The sequence below is a fragment of the Methanosarcina acetivorans C2A genome, from assembly GCF_000007345.1.
Classification (GTDB): Archaea; Halobacteriota; Methanosarcinia; order Methanosarcinales; family Methanosarcinaceae; genus Methanosarcina; species Methanosarcina acetivorans.
Genome location: NC_003552.1, coordinates 4,393,601 through 4,412,896, shown reverse-complemented (window position 1 = coordinate 4,412,896; position 19,296 = coordinate 4,393,601). Strand labels below are relative to the sequence as shown.

The 19,296-nt window shown below is 44.7% G+C and carries 14 protein-coding genes and 1 pseudogene; 10 read left to right on the top strand and 5 right to left on the bottom strand.

The window, feature by feature from the left end:
* Positions 1–116: 116 nt before the first annotated feature.
* The 3 genes from MA_RS18635 to MA_RS18630 form a co-directional block, all read right to left on the bottom strand.
* On the bottom strand, positions 117–539 hold the full coding sequence (locus MA_RS18635) for an N-acetyltransferase (protein ID WP_011023484.1): 423 nt from the start codon (positions 537–539) through the stop codon (positions 117–119).
* Positions 540–743: 204 nt separating this feature from the next.
* Positions 744–911 (bottom strand): hypothetical protein, encoded by a 168-nt coding sequence (locus tag MA_RS27450; protein WP_157860321.1) that lies wholly within the window; start codon positions 909–911, stop codon positions 744–746.
* 537 nt (positions 912–1,448) lie between these two features.
* Entirely contained in the window at positions 1,449–1,871 is a 423-nt protein-coding gene (locus MA_RS18630) for a nucleoside 2-deoxyribosyltransferase (RefSeq protein ID WP_011023482.1), read from the bottom strand.
* A 230-nt stretch (positions 1,872–2,101) separates the two neighbouring features.
* On the opposite strand from MA_RS18630, the gene MA_RS28960 reads away from it, so the two are divergent.
* From MA_RS28960 to MA_RS18595, 8 genes are all read left to right on the top strand, one after another.
* Positions 2,102–2,401, top strand: coding sequence for a type IV pilin (locus MA_RS28960; protein ID WP_011023481.1), 300 nt, complete (start codon positions 2,102–2,104; stop codon positions 2,399–2,401).
* Entirely contained in the window at positions 2,391–2,588 is a 198-nt protein-coding gene (locus MA_RS28955; protein ID WP_226990655.1) for a hypothetical protein, read from the top strand. The genes MA_RS28960 and MA_RS28955 overlap by 11 nt, the downstream gene beginning before the upstream one ends.
* Before the next feature lie 198 nt (positions 2,589–2,786).
* Entirely contained in the window at positions 2,787–3,800 is a 1,014-nt protein-coding gene (gene argC, locus MA_RS18620) for an N-acetyl-gamma-glutamyl-phosphate reductase (protein ID WP_048065747.1), read from the top strand.
* A 74-nt stretch (positions 3,801–3,874) separates the two neighbouring features.
* Positions 3,875–4,339, top strand: coding sequence for a CBS domain-containing protein (locus MA_RS18615; protein ID WP_048065746.1), 465 nt, complete (start codon positions 3,875–3,877; stop codon positions 4,337–4,339).
* Positions 4,340–4,356: 17 nt separating this feature from the next.
* Positions 4,357–5,544: a bifunctional ornithine acetyltransferase/N-acetylglutamate synthase gene (argJ, locus tag MA_RS18610; protein ID WP_011023478.1), complete on the top strand. Its 1,188-nt coding sequence runs from the start codon at positions 4,357–4,359 to the stop codon at positions 5,542–5,544.
* A gap of 341 nt (positions 5,545–5,885) precedes the next feature.
* On the top strand, positions 5,886–7,361 hold the full coding sequence (gene pfkC / locus MA_RS18605; RefSeq protein ID WP_011023477.1) for an ADP-specific phosphofructokinase: 1,476 nt from the start codon (positions 5,886–5,888) through the stop codon (positions 7,359–7,361).
* Positions 7,362–7,563: 202 nt separating this feature from the next.
* Positions 7,564–8,994, top strand: coding sequence for an ADP-dependent glucokinase/phosphofructokinase (locus MA_RS18600; protein ID WP_011023476.1), 1,431 nt, complete (start codon positions 7,564–7,566; stop codon positions 8,992–8,994).
* Positions 8,981–9,829 carry a DNA-3-methyladenine glycosylase family protein gene (locus tag MA_RS18595; protein WP_011023475.1) on the top strand — a complete coding sequence of 283 codons (849 nt, stop codon included), beginning with the start codon at positions 8,981–8,983 and terminating at the stop codon, positions 9,827–9,829. The genes MA_RS18600 and MA_RS18595 overlap by 14 nt, the downstream gene beginning before the upstream one ends.
* A gap of 32 nt (positions 9,830–9,861) precedes the next feature.
* Here the strand turns inward: MA_RS18595 and MA_RS18590 are convergent, their stop codons facing one another.
* Entirely contained in the window at positions 9,862–13,332 is a 3,471-nt protein-coding gene (locus MA_RS18590; protein ID WP_011023474.1) for a HEAT repeat domain-containing protein, read from the bottom strand.
* A gap of 162 nt (positions 13,333–13,494) precedes the next feature.
* Entirely contained in the window at positions 13,495–14,859 is a 1,365-nt protein-coding gene (gene cca / locus MA_RS18585) for a CCA tRNA nucleotidyltransferase (RefSeq protein ID WP_011023473.1), read from the bottom strand.
* A 525-nt stretch (positions 14,860–15,384) separates the two neighbouring features.
* Between cca and MA_RS18575 the strand changes: the two are divergent.
* A pseudogene (locus tag MA_RS18575) lies at positions 15,385–16,140 on the top strand (queuosine precursor transporter).
* 406 nt (positions 16,141–16,546) lie between these two features.
* Positions 16,547–19,135 (top strand): S-layer protein domain-containing protein, encoded by a 2,589-nt coding sequence (locus MA_RS18570; protein WP_394295993.1) that lies wholly within the window; start codon positions 16,547–16,549, stop codon positions 19,133–19,135.
* Positions 19,136–19,296 lie beyond the last annotated feature (161 nt).

The following is a 19,296-nucleotide window of genomic DNA, read 5'->3' as shown; positions in this document are numbered from 1 at the left end:
GACTTGACCGGGTTAAATTTTATTGGGCTAATTTTGAGCTGGTTCACCCTGATAGGGTCCAGTGTCTAACTTTAAACTGAACATGCATCAAAGGCCTGAAGCCCCGGCCCGGGACTTTATTCCCATTCCATCAAAACCTGCAGGCAGCTTGTGTGCTCGTCAACCTCTTCCCCGGTAGCTTTAAGCCCTCTACTTTCATAAAAGTGGATGGCTTTTTTGTTATCCCTGTAGACCCTCAGGGAGACCCTGTCTCTCAGGGTTTTTGCGTGCTCGAGGAGAGCTTTTCCTATGCCTTTTCCCTGCGCTTTGGGAGCTACAAAAAGGGCGCATACTCTCTCTCCGGCAAGTGAAATAAAGCCCACAACCTCTCCTTCCTGCTCAAAAACATAATTTTCGGCAAGCGGCAGATATTTTTCTTTCATTGCGGATTTATGCGAAGCCCAGAAAGAAGCCGAAACAAAAGGATGGGCAACGACCGATGCGTCGTACCAGATCCTTACCATTTCTTCAAGGTCTGTTTCCATGTAAGTCCTGATCAATTTCTCAGATTCCTTTCTTTCGTTAGGATTATTTTATTAATCTAAAATTAAAATTATTCCCTCATATTTCGGATGTTGTCAAAAAAAGTCTGTATACTATGTAGCAGTTATGCAGAAAAGGATGGACCGAAAAGGGTTCGGCCGAAAAAGGCTTGACTGAAATGGTCCGAGTCAAAAATGAAAATTCGGATAATTTCTTCTCTTTTAATCCGATTCGATCTGCCTGATCAGGTCGCTGGCATATCTTTCGGATATTTCCACATGCTGGCTGCAGGGTACAACCTTTACCAGTTTCCCGAACTGGGTCACATATACCTCGGGCCCGCGGGAAGTCCTCACTTTAGTAAAAGTGTATCCCTTTGGAAAGGTCATTTTTTTAACCTCCTACTTTTAATATGTCTCATCTTCCATATAAGTATTTTTAAAATTAATAATCATTATATTTGGGGCTACTGGATTTGAATATTTTTTAAGCTTTGTCTCATTTGGGAGATAATTTATATTGAATAAAAAAAGACTTTTCATGAGTTTTCTGCAAAAAACAAAGGTCATTTTTACGACTCAGTTAACAGACGTAATCCATTTATATTTTTGTGAGATGTTCTCGGGAAAAGGTGAGGAAATGTTTCGGAAAACGATAACCGAAGGTTCTTGAAGGGTAAAGGTTCTTGAAGGGTAAAGGGACATTCCAGAGAAAGATGAAGGAAGTTCCCGGAACATTGTAATGAAAAATTTCAGAAAAGAGTAAAAAGAGATTTCAGAAAAGGTAAAGGACCGGCATTTAGTGAAACCGGGGAAAAATAGTAGGTGGAAAAATAGTAGGTGGATAAATAGCAGGTAGATGAAGTTAATAAGCTGTATACCCGGTTGTAGCTTATAAACAGGAAATTATAAACTGAAAGAAGAAGGTTATCGGAATTTTTCCAGCATTTTCAGCAGTTCTTCTTCGTCTCTTGCCAGGGAAACGATAGACATCTCAACCATCAGGTTCACGATACCGTCTGCAAGTTCCCTGAAATCAGTTCTGAGTCCTATAACAGGTTTTCCTTTTGCATAGGCATACCCTATCTCCCAGGCGGTCCCTGAATCCACGTCCACCCCGTCAAGGACAGCGACAACAAGGTCTGAGGCGTTCACACCTTCCGCGCACTTCATGAATATATATTCCTGGTTCTGACTTTCGCGCCCCATTGCCGAATCTTCTGCTTCTTCCTGGGGCAAAAAAACGGAAAAGCTATTGTTGAGCAGCATATCCTTCAGTTTCAGGTTATATTCGAGTTCGGCACGCGAGAAGAGCGGACCTGCAAGGTAAATCATCTTTTTTTTGCTCAATTATTTCCCTCCTGTTACTGGAAGTCGGCACTCATAAGAATTTTCTTGCATGAAAAAAGGTTGAGAAAGGTAAAATAGTTTACCTTACAGGGCAACCTTTCCAGAGATACATGCTTGAATGAAGCTGATCTTAACATGTCAGGAGCTATCTTGATTACCCTTATATATCTAGAAATTTAAACTGCACTGTCTTAATATTAATTTTATGACTTTTCTATCCGGAGGGCAATATGACGGTCAGGAATATTTCAACATTGGGGAGCTCAGATGAAAGGGGGATAGCTCCTGTTATCGGAACTGCGGTCACGATAGCCATAGTTTTCATTCTTACAGGCCTGATTTCTGCAGTCATTTTTGAGGGCTATACGGACTCCTCCCATAAAGGGGTACCAGCAGCAAAACTTCAGGTATGCTTTACCGAGGACGGAACTTCGCTTGAGTTCGAACATTCCGGAGGGAATCCGCTCTTTTTTGACAGTTCATCGCTGTCGGTTAATGGATATCAATGGTACCTCATACATGCTCAATGACACTGCACTGGGAACCCTTGAAACCGGGGGATACAGGGCTCTTGCTCTCAACAGGAGTGGACTGCCTGCAATGGAGCTGGTGCCGGGAGATCCGGTTACTGTAAGAGTGGTCGATCTCGAAAGCGGTGGGCTTATTGCAAAACGCGAACTTGAGGTCAAAGAGAAAATAATTGTAGTCCCGGAATAATCCATAGTCGAATAATCCGTAGCGAATAATCCGTAGCGAATAATCCGTAGCGAATAATCCGTAGCGAATAATCCATAGCGGAAATAATCTTATGAGCTTACTCTTCTCCTGTCAACCATCTTTAGAGCTCTCTTTCTGGTTTTTTTCGATAACAAGCTTAATTATCTTGTATTGACATTACAATGGCAGTGAGTACCCATGATCAAGGTAGGAATTATAGGAGCTTCCGGATACACAGGAGGAGAACTCCTGCGCTTACTTGTAAGCCACCCCGATGTCAGGCTTGAGCTAGCAACTTCCCGGAGTCTTGCAGGAAAACCCGTATCAAGCACCCATAGGCATCTCACCGGTTTTCTGGACTTAAAGTATGAAAATCCGGTTTCCGAAGAAATCAGGGAGCGCTGTGATGTGGTCTTTGTGGCGGTGCCTCACGGGACTGCTATGAATTATGTCCCCGAACTGCTCGACGGCAGTACAAAGGTAATCGACCTCAGCGCAGACTACAGGCTTGATACTCCTGTATTTGAAAATATTTATGGGATCAAGCACAGCGACCCCAGGAAGGCAGTTTACGGGTTAGTAGAACTTCACCCTGAAGCTGCCAGGGAAGAGTTTGTGGCAAACCCTGGCTGTTTTCCTACCGGAGCAAACCTTGCAGCAGCTCCTCTCGCGGCAGCAGGTTTAATAGATATTGCAGTCTTTGATTCCAAAACAGGGATTTCAGGTGCCGGGATCTCGCCGACGGAAACCTCTCATTATCCGAACATCGCAGAAAATATTATCCCCTATAAGCTTACTGCCCACAGGCATAGGGCTGAGATTTTACAGGAGCTAACCAGGCTGGACGGAAAGCTTAGGAATATCAGCTTCACTCCCCATGTGATCCCGTCCATCAGGGGAATCCTTACGACTGCCCACCTCTTTACAAAAGAGCCTCTCTCGACCGGAGATGTGCAGGAAATTTATGAGGAATTTTACAGGGACAAACCCTTCGTCCGGCTTCCGGGAGGAGTCCCGTCCCTTACCGCAGTCAGGGGGTCTAACTTCTGTGATATCGGTTTTGAAGCAGATAAAGAGAATAACAGGGTTGTGGTGCTCTCGGCAATCGATAATCTTGTCAAAGGCGCATCAGGGCAGGCTATCCAGAACATGAACCTTATGTTCGGACTGGCTGAGACCCGTGGGCTCTGGCTGCCTGCAGCAGCTCCGTAAAGGTAGAGCAGGCGAGAACATATAACTGGTGACGGATTAAAATAAAGAATGGAATTTTATCTTGGGGTAGTCTGATGAAAGTAAAAGATGTCATGAATCCTGACGTCGTCTTCTGCAAGCCTGACGACACAGTCCGGGAAGCTGCAAAGCTCCTTAAGGAAAACAATATTAGCGGAGCTCCTGTCCTTGAGGACGGACAGCTTGTTGGGGTAGTAAGCGAGGCTGACCTGCTTGAGCTGCTCGTAATTCCAGAAAAAGGAAACCTCTGGCTTCCTAGTCCTTTTGAAGTCATAGAGGTGCCGATAAGGGAACTCCTCAGCTGGGAAGAAACTAAAAAAATGCTTTCCGATGTTGGTTCTACAAAGGTTGAAGAGATGATGACAAAGGAAGTACACACAATCTCTTCCGAAGCTTCGGTTGAAGAAGCTTCCGAACTTATGGTCAGGCACAGGATCAACAGGCTTCCAGTAATGGAAAACGACCGTGTGGTCGGGATTGTCACACGTGGAGATATTATTGAAGGTCTTGCAAAGCTTTGAGTGAAAGGAGATTTTTCATGAAGAAAATCGAGGGTGGAATATGTGCGGTAAAGGGCGTAACTGCAAACGGGATAAAGCTCGGAAAAATGGGAATTACAGTCATCCGGGCTGAAGGTCCTGCAGCAGGTGTTTTCACAAAGAATAAGGTCACTGCAGCTCCTGTTGTTCTTAGTAAAGGAGTAATTGAAACTCAGCACCAGCTTTCTGCTATAATTGCAAACAGCGGAAACGCCAATGCCTTTACTGGTGATGACGGTTTTCTGGATGCAATGGAAATGGCATCGGCACTTTCTGAAAGTCTTGACCTCGAACCTGATACTGTTGCAGTTGCCTCAACAGGAGTAATTGGCAGAAGGCTTGATGTTTCTTGGATAAGGGAACACCTCCCCGAAGTCCTCGAAGGGCTTGGCAGCTCCCCAGAATGCAGCCTTGCGGCTGCAAAGGCGATTATGACAACTGACAAAGCCTTAAAAGAGGTTGCTGTGGAACTCGACTGTGGGGTCAGGATAGGGGCAATTGCAAAAGGTTCGGGCATGATCGAGCCCAATATGGGCACCATGCTCTGCTTTGCATATACTGATGCCCTGGTGCCTGCTGATGTTCTTGATGCAGCTCTCAGGATAGCTGTGGACAAGACTTTCAACATGGTTGTTGTCGACGGAGACACAAGTACGAATGATATGGTGCTTTTCACCTCTACCTGTAAGTCCGGAATCAAGCCCTGTATGGAATGCCTCGATGAGTTTGAAGATGCGCTGATCTATCTGTTTACGGACCTTGCAAAAAAGATGGCAAGGGATGGGGAAGGTGCTACGAAACTGATCGAAGCCAGGGTAACAGGTGCAAAAACCTATGAAGACGCCAGGCTTGCTGTAAAGGCTATTGTACGTTCCCCGCTGGTCAAGTCCGCAATCTTCGGGAAGGACCCCAACTGGGGCAGGGTTGTGGCTGCTGCCGGATATTCGGGCGCCGAACTTGAGCAGGAAAGGCTCTCCCTATCTTTCTCAGCAGGGGGAGAAACAGTCGAGCTTGTGAAGTCCGGGGAAATTTCCAGGGTTTCAGACCTTGCGCTCCTGAATAAGATAATGGCAAATGAGGAAATTATCATTACCCTCGACTTTGGAATGGGAAAGGAGTCCGCAACAGCCTGGGGATGTGACCTGACCTACGATTATGTCAGGATCAATGCCGAATATACAACATGAACTTGATTAATATAGAATCTGAATTGACCTTGAATTGATGCGGAATTTACAGCGTGATGTTTAATTGCTGTAGAATCTACAGCATGATTTTGAATTCGGATCGTTCTGGTCTGCCCTCAGGTCTCCAATCTGCACAAAGTTAAATAAAATAAACGTAAAATGGGAAATAGGGGAAGTATAAGCGGAATAATCCGGGTGCTCAAAAACCCGTATTGGGTGCTCAAAAACCCGTATTGGGTGCTCAAAAACCCGTATTTATTCTGGTTTTGTTTTCCTTCATCCCAGGTCAATTCAATTTTTTAATTCTGGATGCTTTATTTTATTCCAGGGGGTTTACGGAAGTGGACATAGAAGAATGGGAACAACGCCATGCAGAAGCGTTTTATAATGCAAAAGAAGCCCTTCCTTATCTGGACGGGATGTTTGTAGCTTATAACAGCAATATAGATGCTATCAGGCACCTGACTGAAGAAGACCTGTCAAAGCTTGTCGGGTTTTTTGATGAGTCCGATATCCAGGACAGGGTAGCAGCATACCCGAGAGAGATTGCAGAACCTCTTGACTTTGTTGCCAGGTTGCTTATTTCCATGCGGGAAGGAAAAGCCGCAGAAGTGCCCGCATATACAGCAGACATTCATGAGTGGCTCAAAGAGCACCTTGGTTTCGACTACGCCCGCATGGGCGGGCAGGCAGGGATTATTTCGAATCTCCTTGGTCGGCTAGGGTTAAAAAAAGTGGTAGCTTACGTCCCCTGGCTTTCCGAGGAACAGGCAGAATATTTTACAGCTACGGGGAATATCCTGCATCCGAAGGTTGAAAACGGAAAGGTCCTCCTGAAACCTCCGGGAGAAGCCTTCAAACCCGGGATCGGGTCAAAAGTCAACTGGATCCTTGAGTATTCCAAAGACATGAATGTAACATGTGCCGGGAACACCTTCAAAGTCCCGAGGGATAATCGCCTGATCATCTCTTCCCGTCCTAAATGGCTCCGCCTGGACATGGATAAGCAGATTTACGAACAGCTCGACACACTCCTGCCGGTTGACGGGGCAATGCTTTCCGGGTATCAGATGATAAAAGAGGAATATGAAGACGGGTCCACTTATAAAGATTATGTCGAAAATTCCGTAAAAGTTATCGAAAAGCTGAAGTCCCTGAACCCTGAACTCCGCATCCATGTGGAACTTACATCCATCCAGAACCGGCTTATAAGGAAAGCTATTCTTACCGAAATTGTTGCCAGGCACGTCCATTCCCTGGGCCTTGACACCGTGGAGGTGGCAAATGCCCTGAACGTGCTGGGACATGAGGAACTGTCCTATTCCGTAATCAGGAAAGGGGAAAACGGGATTATGTCCCTCTACCAGGGGGCTGTCCAGCTCATGAAAGACCTGGATCTCGAAAGAGTCCATGTCCATTCGCTCGGTTTTTATATCTGCATCCTGGCAAAAGGCCACCCTCTTACCCTGAAAGAACACAGGGACTCCCTGCTTTTTTCTTCGGTCCTGGCAGCTGCTCAGGCCCTCAACGGAAATATCGAGAACCTTGCGGAAGCCGAAGCCGGGCTGGAAGTACCGGTCTCGTCCATAGGGCTGGAAGACCTGGAAAACTTCCAGCTGTACTGCACGGGTAGAAAGCTCTGTACCCCGGACGAGTTTGAGTACGGATATGTCTACGGGTCGGAACATGACGCGATTCTCATTCCTTCCAAGGTGGTGGAGAGGCCTAAAGCTACAGTAGGGATAGGAGATACGATTTCTGCAGGAGCTTTTGTTGCCATGCTTGCAAAGATTAAACAGAAACATTCAGGGAAATAATTTTTCTGTGAGTTTTCCAAACGAAATTCTCCAAACGAAATTCTAGAAAGAAATTTCCCGAATAAAATTCTCAAACAATTATAAAAGTTAGGGGGAGGGCAGATTTTTTCCCTGCCTCTTTTTGTAACGGATAGATAAATTCCCAACCCGAAAGCCCGAATCTGAGGCTGCTTTTCAATTCAAATCTACAGGAACCGATCAGATGAATATACTTTGCGGTTACAACGTAAACATAGATTCAGTATACAGGATCAGCGGATCTGAAGTCTCTGAGCTGCTGAACACTTTTGAAAAGACTGAAATCCTTGAGAAAATAGAAAACCCTCCCGGAAAAATCCTCTCTGAATCCGATTTTGTGGCGGGGCTCGCCTATTGTATGAAAAACGGATGCGGAGCCGAATGGCTTGTTTTTGAGCAGTCCGTATTTGAGTTCCTGAAGAACCGCTATTTTGAAAAATCCCTTGTGAGGATGGGGGGAAATGCCGGGATTATGGCAAATGCGCTTTCCGAACTCGGGGCTTCCAGGGTTGTCCCCAATGTTGCAGTCCCGTCCCGAACCCAGCTTTCTCTCTTCTCGAAAAAAGCAGTCTATTTTCCGGATGCTCCTCTGCAGGCAAAGGAAAAGTCTGGGGCAAAACCCGGAAAGAGTCTGGGTTCCTCTTTCAGTAACCAGGACCCCATACATTTCGTTTTTGATTTTTCCGAAGGCGAAACTTTTTCTCTTTACGGAACAGAGATCAGGGCTCCGAGGGAAAACCGTTTCATAGCAACCTGCGACCACCTGAATTTCAAACTTTTTGTTAACCCCTCGTTTGAAACCTATGCCCTTCAGCACGCCTGTGAGATCGACGGCGTACTTATATCAGGTTTCCATCTCCTGCTTGAGACCTATCCTGATGACAGCACCTACAGGGAAGTCCTTGAGGATTCATTTGCCCGGCTTGAGGCCTGGAGGGCAAGGAACGAAAAGCTCAGAGTCCACCTGGAATTCGGGCATTTTGCAAGCAAGGAGATTGCAAATTCCGTTTTCCTGAAGTTTGCCGGGATCTCAAACAGCATCGGGATGAACGAGGACGAGCTTGCAATGCTTAGCAACCTGCACGGTATTCTCGCCAAGGGGATTATGAGTATGGAAGCCGGAGCTGTAGGTGAGGCTACCTGTGAACTTGCTTCCCGGTACGGGATCGGGAAAATTTTCATTCACACAAGGGAGTTTGTCCTGGCTGCCTTCAAGCCAGGAAACTCCGGCGGTTCCGGAATTTCAGGAAAATGGGACGACATCGATGATCCTGCCCTGTTAAAGTTCGCCGAAAAGAAGCTTGAAGCCATGGGTTTTGGGCTCAGCTGTGCAGGAGTCTATGCAGCTTCGGGAAGGCTTGAGGGGCGGGAATTTGTGGAAAAGGAGGCTTCAAAACTTCAGGAGAGTCTGTTCGGAAGGGAGCAGTTGCAGCTCTTCCTTAAAGCTTTCAACGGAAAGGCTTTGGGACATGGGGCTTATGCTTTAAGGGAGGGATATATGCTCTGCATCCTGCCCACCCTGCTTTCTAAATCCCCCCTGACCACTGTCGGACTTGGAGATACCTTAACTGCCGCAACTTTTCTAAGGGAGCTGGAACTGGATGTACAGGCTTGAGCCCGAAATCTTCAACCTCGATTACACCCTCGACTGCGGGCAGGTCTTCCGCTGGGAAAAGTCAGGGGACTGGTGGACAGGTGTTGTAGGAGACCATGTTATCCGGCTTTCGCAGGAGGAGGACAGCGGAGAACTGCTGATCGATTCCCGGCTCCCCCCTGAATTTTTCTCTCACTATTTCCGCCTGGACGACGATCTGCCCTCGATTTACGAAAGCATAAACAAAGACCTCCTGATAAACAGGGCGATCAACAAATACAGCGGGCTTCGCCTGATCCGGCAGGACCCCTGGGAATGCCTGATTTCTTATATGCTCGCAACAGCCTCAAGCATCCCCACAATTCAGAAACGAATTTATCTCCTGAGCCGCTTTTTCGGTCAGGAACTCGAAGAAGGCTATTTCAGTTTTCCCGACCCCGATACCCTTGCAGAAGCCGACCTTTCCCTGCTTGACAAATGCAAGCTCGGCTTCCGGACCGAACGCATAAAAGAAGCAGCAAGAGATGTGGCTTCAGGCGAACTTGACCTTAACGTCCTCTACCGCCTGGAATACCGGTACGCAAGGGAACGCCTTATGAGGCTTCGCGGCATCGGGGAAAAAGTTGCCGACTGCGTTCTCCTTTTCGCCTTTGAGAAAATGGAAGCCTTCCCTGTTGACACCCATGTCAGGCAGATCATCCAGCATTACCACATCGATGACAGCTACTTTGAAACCTGCACGAACCTGAGCTGTATGGGAGAATGGGGGCGGGAATACTTCGGCTATTACTGCGGGTATGCTCAGCAGTATTTGTTTTATCAGAAAAGGCTGGAGGGTTTTGTTTCGCTGTATTGAATTCGATTTTGCAATTCTATTGGTATTTGTGGTTATGGAATCGATTCGATTAAGGCTCTTGTATACGCAGCTGCCACAACTGCTGCGTACTGTTGCCATTCGTCATTTTTATGAGAATCACAATAATCACAGATGCCCCTTACCACCAGATAACCTACTTCATGGTTCCATGTTGCATCTGCAATGCCTGAAGCTTCCATTTCAATGGCTTTTACTTTGAACTTATCCCGTAATTTATCTCTTGCATTTGGGTCTTTCTGAAGTATATTTGCAGAAGCGATAGGTCCTGTAAAGACTCGAGGTTGACCATTTACTCTCTTCGGGTCTTCAGGATGAGAAATAATTTCATCCTGATTGTCTGAATTGTGCAAAATGTCTTTATCCTCGGAAGGACGATCAATTTTAAGTTGAGAAAGAGATTGAGCGATATATTTTTCCCATGGGCGATTTCCAAGAATTTCTTCTGCTTCAAGGTATCTTACTGCTTCTATAAGACTCGAACTCGGTGGTCTGGGAGGATTTCTACAAGTAATTTCCTGAATCTCTTGCTTTATCAAGTCGTACTGGATAACCCCGTTTTCATTTGAAACAACTATATCTCCCAGACGAACATGATCATCAACATTCTCTTTATATGGATTTGGAACACCTCCTGCAATGCCAACCATAATAATTGATTTTACATTTGGGAAGTGCTCAAGAAGAAGAGCTGCCCTTGTTGCAGCAATATTATTTCCCATGCCTGAAGTTGCCAAAACTAAGTTGTGTTTATTCCCTTCCTCGGAAAGTATTTCTCCTAAGCAATACCTTCGGCCTGCTCCATAGCCTGAGATCTTATATTTGTCTTTTTTATTTTCCAGTAATATGTTAACCGCAGCATATTCTTTTGGTAAAGCAGTAATGATTCCAATTGTCGGTTTCATTCTCTCAGGATCAATGGTTATTTCCGGTATTATTTCTATCAACTCTGAAGCATTCTCTAACAATTTGTTAATGTCTTTTTGATCTTTGCTCTCATTGATAATCTTAAAAATATTCTCGTTCTCTGGAAGCCTTGGAATTTTTGATTCTAAAGTAAATATAAAACGCTCTACACAAAATGCCATTTCTTCCTGACTACCAATTTCCCATGTTTGGACTTCTTTACTAATAGAACATGCAATCTCTTGTGTTGAAGTACCTTGAGAAACCTGACACGCGATCTTTGCTTTCTTTTGAATCTCTTCGAGAAGCTCTTTTAGGTTTCTGTCCAATATAGGCAGCCCTTTTTTCATTGCTATAGTTGCAAAAGGTGCGGTTCCTTCGGTATCTCTCATTAGTTCTGCTGCACGATCACAGTATTGCCTATAATAATTAAGTTCACCTTTTTTTTCCTCTAAGTCTCGATTTTCCAGATCTTGGACTTCTTTTAATGCGTTTGCAAGGTTATTAACAGCTTCAAAGAGCAATTCTTTGCTTTTTGAACCACCAACGGCCTTTTTTGCTTCTGCAAGATATTTGTCTACTTCTTCTTTTGCTTCCTGTTTTTTGAAAACTATTGTATGGAACGAACGGTAAAAAGGAAGACAGAATTGAGATGGGTTACTCAATTCCGACTCCTGTGCTGCTTTTTTGAAGAACTCAATTGCTATTTCCAATTCTCGTTTGTAATCTTCTTCTTTTTCTGCTTGAGAAGCCTTAAAGATGGAAACTTTTCCAAGAGAATGGTTTGCATAGATTCTAACATCCTCGTCTTTATCGATGGATAGTCTATGTAAATCATTCCATGCTTTTTGTTTATCCGGCACGTGTGAGAATGCAGAACCAAGGGCAGAGGCAGTTATACGCCTAACAACACTATCTTCATTGATGGTCAGTCCACGGATATCACTCCATGCCTGTTGTTTATCCGGCACTTGAGAAAATGCAGAACCGAGAGCAAAAACGGCACTATGCCTCATCCAATTGTCTTCATCTGTTGAAAGTTTAATTAAGTTACTCCATGCCTGTTGTTTATCCGGCACTTGAGAAAACGCAGAACCAAGGACGTCTACAGCCGTATACTTCACGTTACTGTTTTCGTCTGTTGTAAGTCTAACTAAATCATTCCAAGCTTGCTGTTTATCTGGAACTTGAGAAAAAGCGAAAAAAAAAGCAAAGGCAGCATTACTCCTCACAAAACTGTCTTCATCAGTAGTCAATCTATGCAAGTCATTCCATGCTTTTTGTTTATCTGGCACGTGTGAGAATACGGGACCAAGAGCAGAGACGACACTAGATCTAATCGAACTATTTTCATTAGTGGTAATTCTATGTAAGTCGTTCCATGCCTTTTGCTTATCTGGTGCGTCCGAGAATACAGAGCTAAGGGCAGCGGTAGCCCTACTTTTCACATTACTGTTTTCATCAGTTGTGAGTTTAATTAAGTCATCCCAAGCTTGTTGTTTATCTGGAATTTGAGAAAAAGCAAAATGAAGAGCAAAGGTTGCACCAGACCTTACAAAACTGTCCTCATCAGTCGTTAGTTTGTGTATTTCATTCCATGCTTTTTGCTTATCCGGCACGTGTGAGAATGAAGAACCAAGAGCAAAGGCGGCATTACACCTCACAAAACGATCTTCATCAGTAGTCAATCTATGCAAGTCATTCCATGCTTTTTGTTTACCCGGCACGTGTGAGAATGCAGAACCAAGAGTATGGGCGGCTTTAGACCTTACTGAATTAACATTATCAGTAGCCAGTCTATGTAAATCACTCCATGCCTGTTGTTTATCCGGCACGTGTGAGAATGCAGAACCAAGAACATGGGCGACACCAGACCTCACTGAACTATCGTTACTAGTAGTCAATCTATGCAAATCATCCCATGCTTTTTGTTTATCTAGTGTATGGGGAAATGCAGATCCAAGAGCAGAAACGGCCCTAGATCTTACCGAATTATCTTTATCGGTTGTGAGTTTAATTAAGTCATCCCAAGTTTGTTGTTTATCTGGTACTTGAGAAAATACAGAACCAAGAGCAGAGGCAGCCATACGCCTGACGTCCTTTTCTTCATCAGTAATCATTCTATGTAAGTCATTCCAAGCTTGCCTTTTATCTGGAACTTGAGTAAAGGAAGAACCAAGGACAGAGGCAGCCATACGCCTAATAAAGCTGTCTTTATCGATGGTCATCTTATGTAAATCATCTTCTGCTTTTTGCTGATCTGGCACATGGGGAAATACAGAACTAAGAATAGATGCAGCTCTAAACCTTACTGGACTATCTTTACCAGTTGCGAGTTTAACCAAATCGTTCCATGCCTGTTGTTTATCTGGCACTTGAGAAAATACAGAAATAAGGGCATAAGTAGCATTATTATTTACATGCCAATCTTCACTATTGGCCAGCTTAATTAAGTCGTTCCACGCCTTTTCTTTATTGGAATGTAATGAAAAATTATCTTTTAATTGCTCTACCGCTTTGACACGCTTTTTTGGATCATCACTAAAACACTGCTTGTGAATCTCTTCCTGATCTATCAACTGCCCAACACCATAAGTTCCGATAAAACTTAAAGCTTAAAACGGTTTCTTTTTAGAATAAGGATTAACGAATAAGAGCCGGTAAATAGGATTTGTGCGGAAAAAATTCCGCTTTATATGAAAAATCGAATATTGAGGGACGATTTGTGCTTAATAGTAAATTTACACCCATTTCCTCAAAAAAACCCTGAAATCAGGATCTTTCAGCCTGCAGATCTCTGCATCTTCGATGACCTCAAAGCCTGCACTCACACTGCTCTTGACCTGTTTTCCGAGGGAACAGTTTAGAAGCTGGTTTTCAAGGAGCCCTTTTGCAGTGGGATATTTTCTCTGGATTTCAAAGACGTACTTTCCGCCTTCGATATAGCCTCCGAAAACATTTTCAGCCCCTTCGTACTTGGCTTTGAACTTCTCGGCGTGCTCCCTGACCCAGACCGGAGGACCGATTCTTTTCTTGACGTTGGGGAGGGTGCCGGAGATCAGTTCGAGCATGACTACGGTCTCGGGCTTTCCTGACCAGACGCCGGTTTTGATTACCGAAAAATCGTATTCGTGCAGGAGGGCAGCTGCAGCCTGTTCCATTTTGTAGAGCTGCGGGTAGAGGACGTCGTCCACAATATCGGGGGTTTTGAAGACAATTGCAAGCTGGGAACTTTTCCGGCTTTCCAGCTTCTCAAGGAATTCTCTGTCTTCAAGCGGCGAGAGGGGGGGCGGGAAAAAGAAGTTGAGTCCGGGGCTTTTCATAAACTCCCGGCAGTGGTCCATGAACATGCAGAATTTGTCGAGGGAGAGGGCTGCTGCAACGTTTCGTTTGGGGTCGGTAGGGTCTACCATTACAAGAGGTTCGGTATGTTCCATTTCCGAGTGCTGCATAATGTCTATTTTCTTGCCGGGTTTCCAGAGACAGGCGGCTTTTACGGTGTTTTCGAAGGAGCCGTAGTGAATGATCAGGAGTTCGGTCAGGTAGCCTGAAAAGCCCTGGGTTTTCAGTTCCGAGCCGTAGACTCCGCCTCCGCGCATGAACTGCTTCATGAGCAGGACATCGTCTTCCCGGCCTTTTATGTGGGTTTTTACGAATTCGTTGTGGAAGGGTGTCCTGTCCACCGCGGATTTGAGCTGGCAGGCGGATTCGACCCTGAAGCAGGGGACAAGGTCAACGTCAAAGCCTTTGAAAACAATGTTCAGGTAAGGGTGTTCAGCATGACGGTCTTCGGCATGCTCTGCTTTTTTTGCCACTTCCCTGGCAATCTCCATGCCCCTCCTCTCCAGTTCCTCTCTGGAGGTTTCCTCGGGGAAGCTGATAAAAACATCAATGTCATGGGTGCCTGAAAGCCAGGTGCCTCTTGCGGCAGAACCAACCATTTTTACAAAAATATCCGCTACACAAAGTTTCTCTGCTGCCGCTTTTACTTCTGCTGCAAGTTCCTCCTGAACTGCCGTGAGTATTTTTCTTTCGGCTTCCGTGGGTTTGATCTTTTCAAGTACGGCAAGTTTCAGGTCTTCTGGAATGCTGGTATCTTTTTCCATGCCTGGGACGGCTCCATATGTTATTTTTTGATTCTGAAGGTCAATTCTCGATCTTGCAGGTTGATTATTGAATTTCAGAGTAATTCTCCGTTTTAATGATTTACGTAACGATTCTCTATTTGCAATGATTACCAGATTGATTATTTGCAGTTAATTCCTTCTGAAATTTATTCTTGATTCTACAGGTCAGAAATCTTCTCTTTCAACTTATATTTTATGGATATCCAGGTAGAATTTCAAAAAGGATTGTTGTTTTTCTGGTTGGAGGCCTGGAGGGTTGAAGAACCCTTTTTCGAGTGGTGGGACTCAAATCAGGGGTATTCTCCGGAGCTCCCTGTGATAGAAAATATACACACTTTAAATAAAATAAGCACTATTTTTTCCTTCCCGAATCCTGTAATTTTGCAGGTTTGCCTCCTCTTTAATTTTAAACTCTGCAGTCTCTGTCGGTTTATTTCAAGTTTGTCGCTCCATTCCAGGTCCCGATCCACCCCAAGCTTCATGAAAACCCGGTTGTGATAAAAAATGTTAGTCTGGTTATACTGGATTATCACTCTTACAATTGCTACTTATACATCTGTTTATGTTATTAAAAAAATGCCTGAAAACGGTTTTACCGTGCTCACTGCTTTCTATGTGGTTTACCTTGCGGCTTCCCAGATCCTTGCCACGCGTATTATTGTCTTTGACCTCGGCTTTTACTCTTTCTTTGCTCCTGCGGCAGTTTTCATCTATCCTTTTATTGCTCAGGTCGTGGACATGATCAATGAAGTCTATGGGGAGAGGAAAACGCATATCTCCATTTTCATCGCTTTTGCGACCCAGGTTTTGTTCGTGCTCTTCATAGGTATGGTCACAAGTCTCAGCCCTGCTCCTTTCTTTGAACTGGAAGACGCCTGGATGAGCCTCTTTGGACTGAGCATCAGGATCACAATTGCAAGCTGGGTTTCTTTTCTGGTCTGCTCGAACCTTGACGCCTGGGTCTTTGCATCCCTCAAAAAACATTTTTAACAAAAAGAAAAGAACTTCCCACACGATACCCTGATAAACCCTTATATCTGGCTTCGTTCGAGTGCAAGTGACTTTGTTAATCTTACACTGGACTCCCTGATCTTTGTCGTTATAGCTTATTACGGGATTATGCCTGTCCTTCCTCTGGTTATAGGGCAGCTTATCAGTAAGAATGTAATCGGTTTTCTGGATAATCCCTGGTTTGTGTTTTACAAAAAACTGCTTAATAAGCAAAAAATTAATCCGTACGTAAGAAACAGTTTAAAGTAAAAAAAGATGCTTCACAAGTAAAAAACTTTCTGTAGTAAAAACATCATGTTTAAAAAGAAAAATATGTAATTTTTTATATTCCTCTTCTTTTTTATTTTTTAAGTTACTTTGACCTTATATTTTCTTCTTTCTCTTTTTTTCTTCCGCTTTAAGGATTTCATATTTCATTTTCCCCTGCTTATAATAACAACTACCCAAAAACCTTTATTCAATCCATGCAATATCTTGAACTGTATATTATTGAATATTTTAAAAATCTTATAGCAAAAGGGGTATTCGAGCCCAGGTAAACTTTAGGGGATTTTCTGGAAACTTTTTTGTTTCTATTTTTCTCTCTGGTTTACCAAAGGCTTCATCCCTGCTCCATTATCTCAAAAGGAGGTCTACCTTGGGGACTAAAAAATATATGATTACGTTATGTCTGTTTCTAGTGCTTGGATTGCTTTGCGAAACTGCAGCCGCAGAGGTTTCAAATTCAACAGGCGACCGCATATGGGATGAAAACGCTAATCAGAGTCTTACTTATACCTGGACACCCCAGACGTATTCAGGCTTTTACTATGACCTGGATACCGGGGAAGGTTCCGAATATATGACTATCCACCTTACTGCCGGCAGCCGGAGCATTGCAAGAAACGGATTGGAGTATGAGACAAAACCCATAGAAACGGAGTTCGAATTCGAAAACTGGGGTTCCTATCAGGTCATAGGGTTTATGGCTGAGCGGTATTTTGCCGGATACACCGAAAATTCCAGCTTTGTAAATGACGGGATAAGTGTTATTTCGGACGGGCAGCTCTCGAAGATCCTGATCGATAGTGATGACCGGGAATCCATGTATACGGGCTCTTCCCTCATACTTGAAGAAGGCTATTCCCTGAACATCGTCGAGGTAGATGTCAGCGGAGATAAAGTATGGGTCCAGCTTGAAAAGGATGGGGATGTAGTGGATAACGGTTTCCTTTCTTCTGACAGTGACTATGTTTATGAAACCGATCTTGGGGATACGGAAGATGTACCCCTGATTGCAGTCCACCTTGATCAGATCTTTAGCGGCACGGAAACCAATGCTGTTTTTGTTGATGGGGTTTTCCAGGTTTCCGATGAATTTGTCAAGATCGAGAACGGGGACAGATTCGAGAAAATGGAAATAAGTTCCACATCAAGTTCCGGGATCACAATGAAAAACCGGGATTCTTTTACTCTTAGCAAGGGAGACACCGTTGAAATAATGGGAATACTCAGCTTCCTTGTGGCTGATGCCGACGACATCCGCTTTGCCCCCATAGTTGAGACTTCCGAACCCGGAACCTACGAATTGAGGGGAACGGTTCACGATGAAGTGTTTGATACAACTGTCTGGACCCCGTTCAACTTTGAAGGCTTCTATTACAATATCGATGAAAATGTCTCCACCGAAAGCCTGACCCTCACCGAAGATATCAGTGGTAGGTCAATTGATGACGAGACGCTTGTTTATTCCACCAGCCCTGCCCTTGTGAAATTCGAGCACGAAGACTGGGGGAGCTATGAAGTTATCGGCTTTATGGCAGAGAAGTATTTTGCAGGCTATCCTGATGATACTTTTGGAAATTCAAAGAGCGTGAGCGTGCTTTCGGACAATGTCCTCGCAAAGGTCCTGATTGATGACGACAACAAAAAGTCGATGTTTACGGGCTCTTCGCTGACACTTGATGAAGGTTATTCCCTGAACATTGCGGAAGTGGACGTCAATGGAGACACCGTATGGGTGCAGCTCAAAAAGGACGGGAATGTGGTGGATGAAGATTTCCTCAATTCCAACAGTGACTATGTCTATGAAACGGGTCTCGGGGGTGCGGAAGATCTTCCTCTCATTGCAGTCCATCTTGATCAGATCTTCAGCGGTACGGAAACCAATGCTGTGTTCATAGAAGGGGTCTTCCAGATCTCCGAAGATTATGTTGAGCTTTCCCAGGGCGATTCTTTCGGCGAGATGGAACTAAGCACTATTTCCAGCTCCGGAATCAGGATGAAGAACGAAGACTCTATCTCCCTCTCAAAAGGCAATACCATTGACTTGATGGGCAACATTAAGTTCAGGGTTGCCGACGCCTCAGTCCTGCGTTTCTACCCCTATGTCGAAGTCGAGACTGCTGCCCAGGACCAGCTGGAAATCGAAACTCCCGATGTCCTTGTGGTCGGGCAGGCAGCAGAAATTCTGGCCACGGCAAGAAACGTTTCGGTCAGTGAGGTAGAACTCTTCCTCGATGACGAGAGCATAGGGACTACAGGAGATGACGGAACGCTTACGTATACTCCAACCGAAGAAGGCAGCTTCACATTGTCTGCAAGCAAAGCAGGGTATATCTCCGGAACCAGGGACGTTGACGTTGTCGGGGCAGGTGTCCTGAAATTGCTCCTCTCGGTCTCTCCCGAAACTGCTAGGATAGGAGACCAGATTACTATAAAGGTTACCGACTCTGTCGAAAACAAGCCTGTCTCCGGAGCGGATGTCTACTTCGGCGGTCAGAAGGTTGAGGAGCAGACGGGCACAGACGGCACTGTATCTTACTGGGCAACCGCTCCGGGTACATATACGGTAAATGCCACAAAGACAGGTTATGAAGAAGGCGAAACCATTGTCGAGGTTTCCGAAGATAAAGCCGTTTTTGAATATTCGGACTTCTCAATCGAGCCTGCCTCTGTTGAGGGCGGAGATGCAGTTACGATCCGGGTGAAAGTAGAAAACACCGGCAATATTGCAGGAGAAAACGAAGTGGAACTGCTGGTCAATGGTGAGCCCGTCGAGTCCGAAACCGTGAGCCTTGAAGCCGGTACGAGTACGGTGGTCGAATTCTCTAATACCGAGAGTGAGGCAGGAAATTATACTGTTGAGATAGGGGATATGAGCGGAACTTACGAAGTTACGAAGTCAACTCCTTTTGTCAGCGGGATTGTAACTCTCGGAATACTGGCCACGGCATTTGTTCTGCTCAGGAAGAGAAGATACTGAACCGGGTTGATATTTCTTCCGTAGCAAGGACCGGAAATTAATTTCTAATTCCGGTCTTTTTCTTCTTTTTTCTTCGTATCTTTCAAGCTGATTGTTTTATGGGTTTTTTTCAAACTATTATTTTCCTTATGTTCAAGTATCAAAAGTATTAACCTTTTAAT

Coding starts and splice junctions, on each gene's coding strand:
- MA_RS27450 (WP_157860321.1), bottom strand. CDS start 911: ATGACCTTTCCAAAGGGATACACTTTTACTAAAGTGAGGACTTCCCGC.
- MA_RS28960 (WP_011023481.1), top strand. CDS start 2,102: ATGACGGTCAGGAATATTTCAACATTGGGGAGCTCAGATGAAAGGGGG.
- MA_RS28955 (WP_226990655.1), top strand. CDS start 2,391: ATGCTCAATGACACTGCACTGGGAACCCTTGAAACCGGGGGATACAGG.
- argC (WP_048065747.1), top strand. CDS start 2,787: ATGATCAAGGTAGGAATTATAGGAGCTTCCGGATACACAGGAGGAGAA.
- MA_RS18615 (WP_048065746.1), top strand. CDS start 3,875: ATGAAAGTAAAAGATGTCATGAATCCTGACGTCGTCTTCTGCAAGCCT.
- argJ (WP_011023478.1), top strand. CDS start 4,357: ATGAAGAAAATCGAGGGTGGAATATGTGCGGTAAAGGGCGTAACTGCA.
- MA_RS18600 (WP_011023476.1), top strand. CDS start 7,564: ATGAATATACTTTGCGGTTACAACGTAAACATAGATTCAGTATACAGG.
- MA_RS18595 (WP_011023475.1), top strand. CDS start 8,981: ATGTACAGGCTTGAGCCCGAAATCTTCAACCTCGATTACACCCTCGAC.
- cca (WP_011023473.1), bottom strand. CDS start 14,859: ATGGAAAAAGATACCAGCATTCCAGAAGACCTGAAACTTGCCGTACTT.
- MA_RS18570 (WP_394295993.1), top strand. CDS start 16,547: ATGATTACGTTATGTCTGTTTCTAGTGCTTGGATTGCTTTGCGAAACT.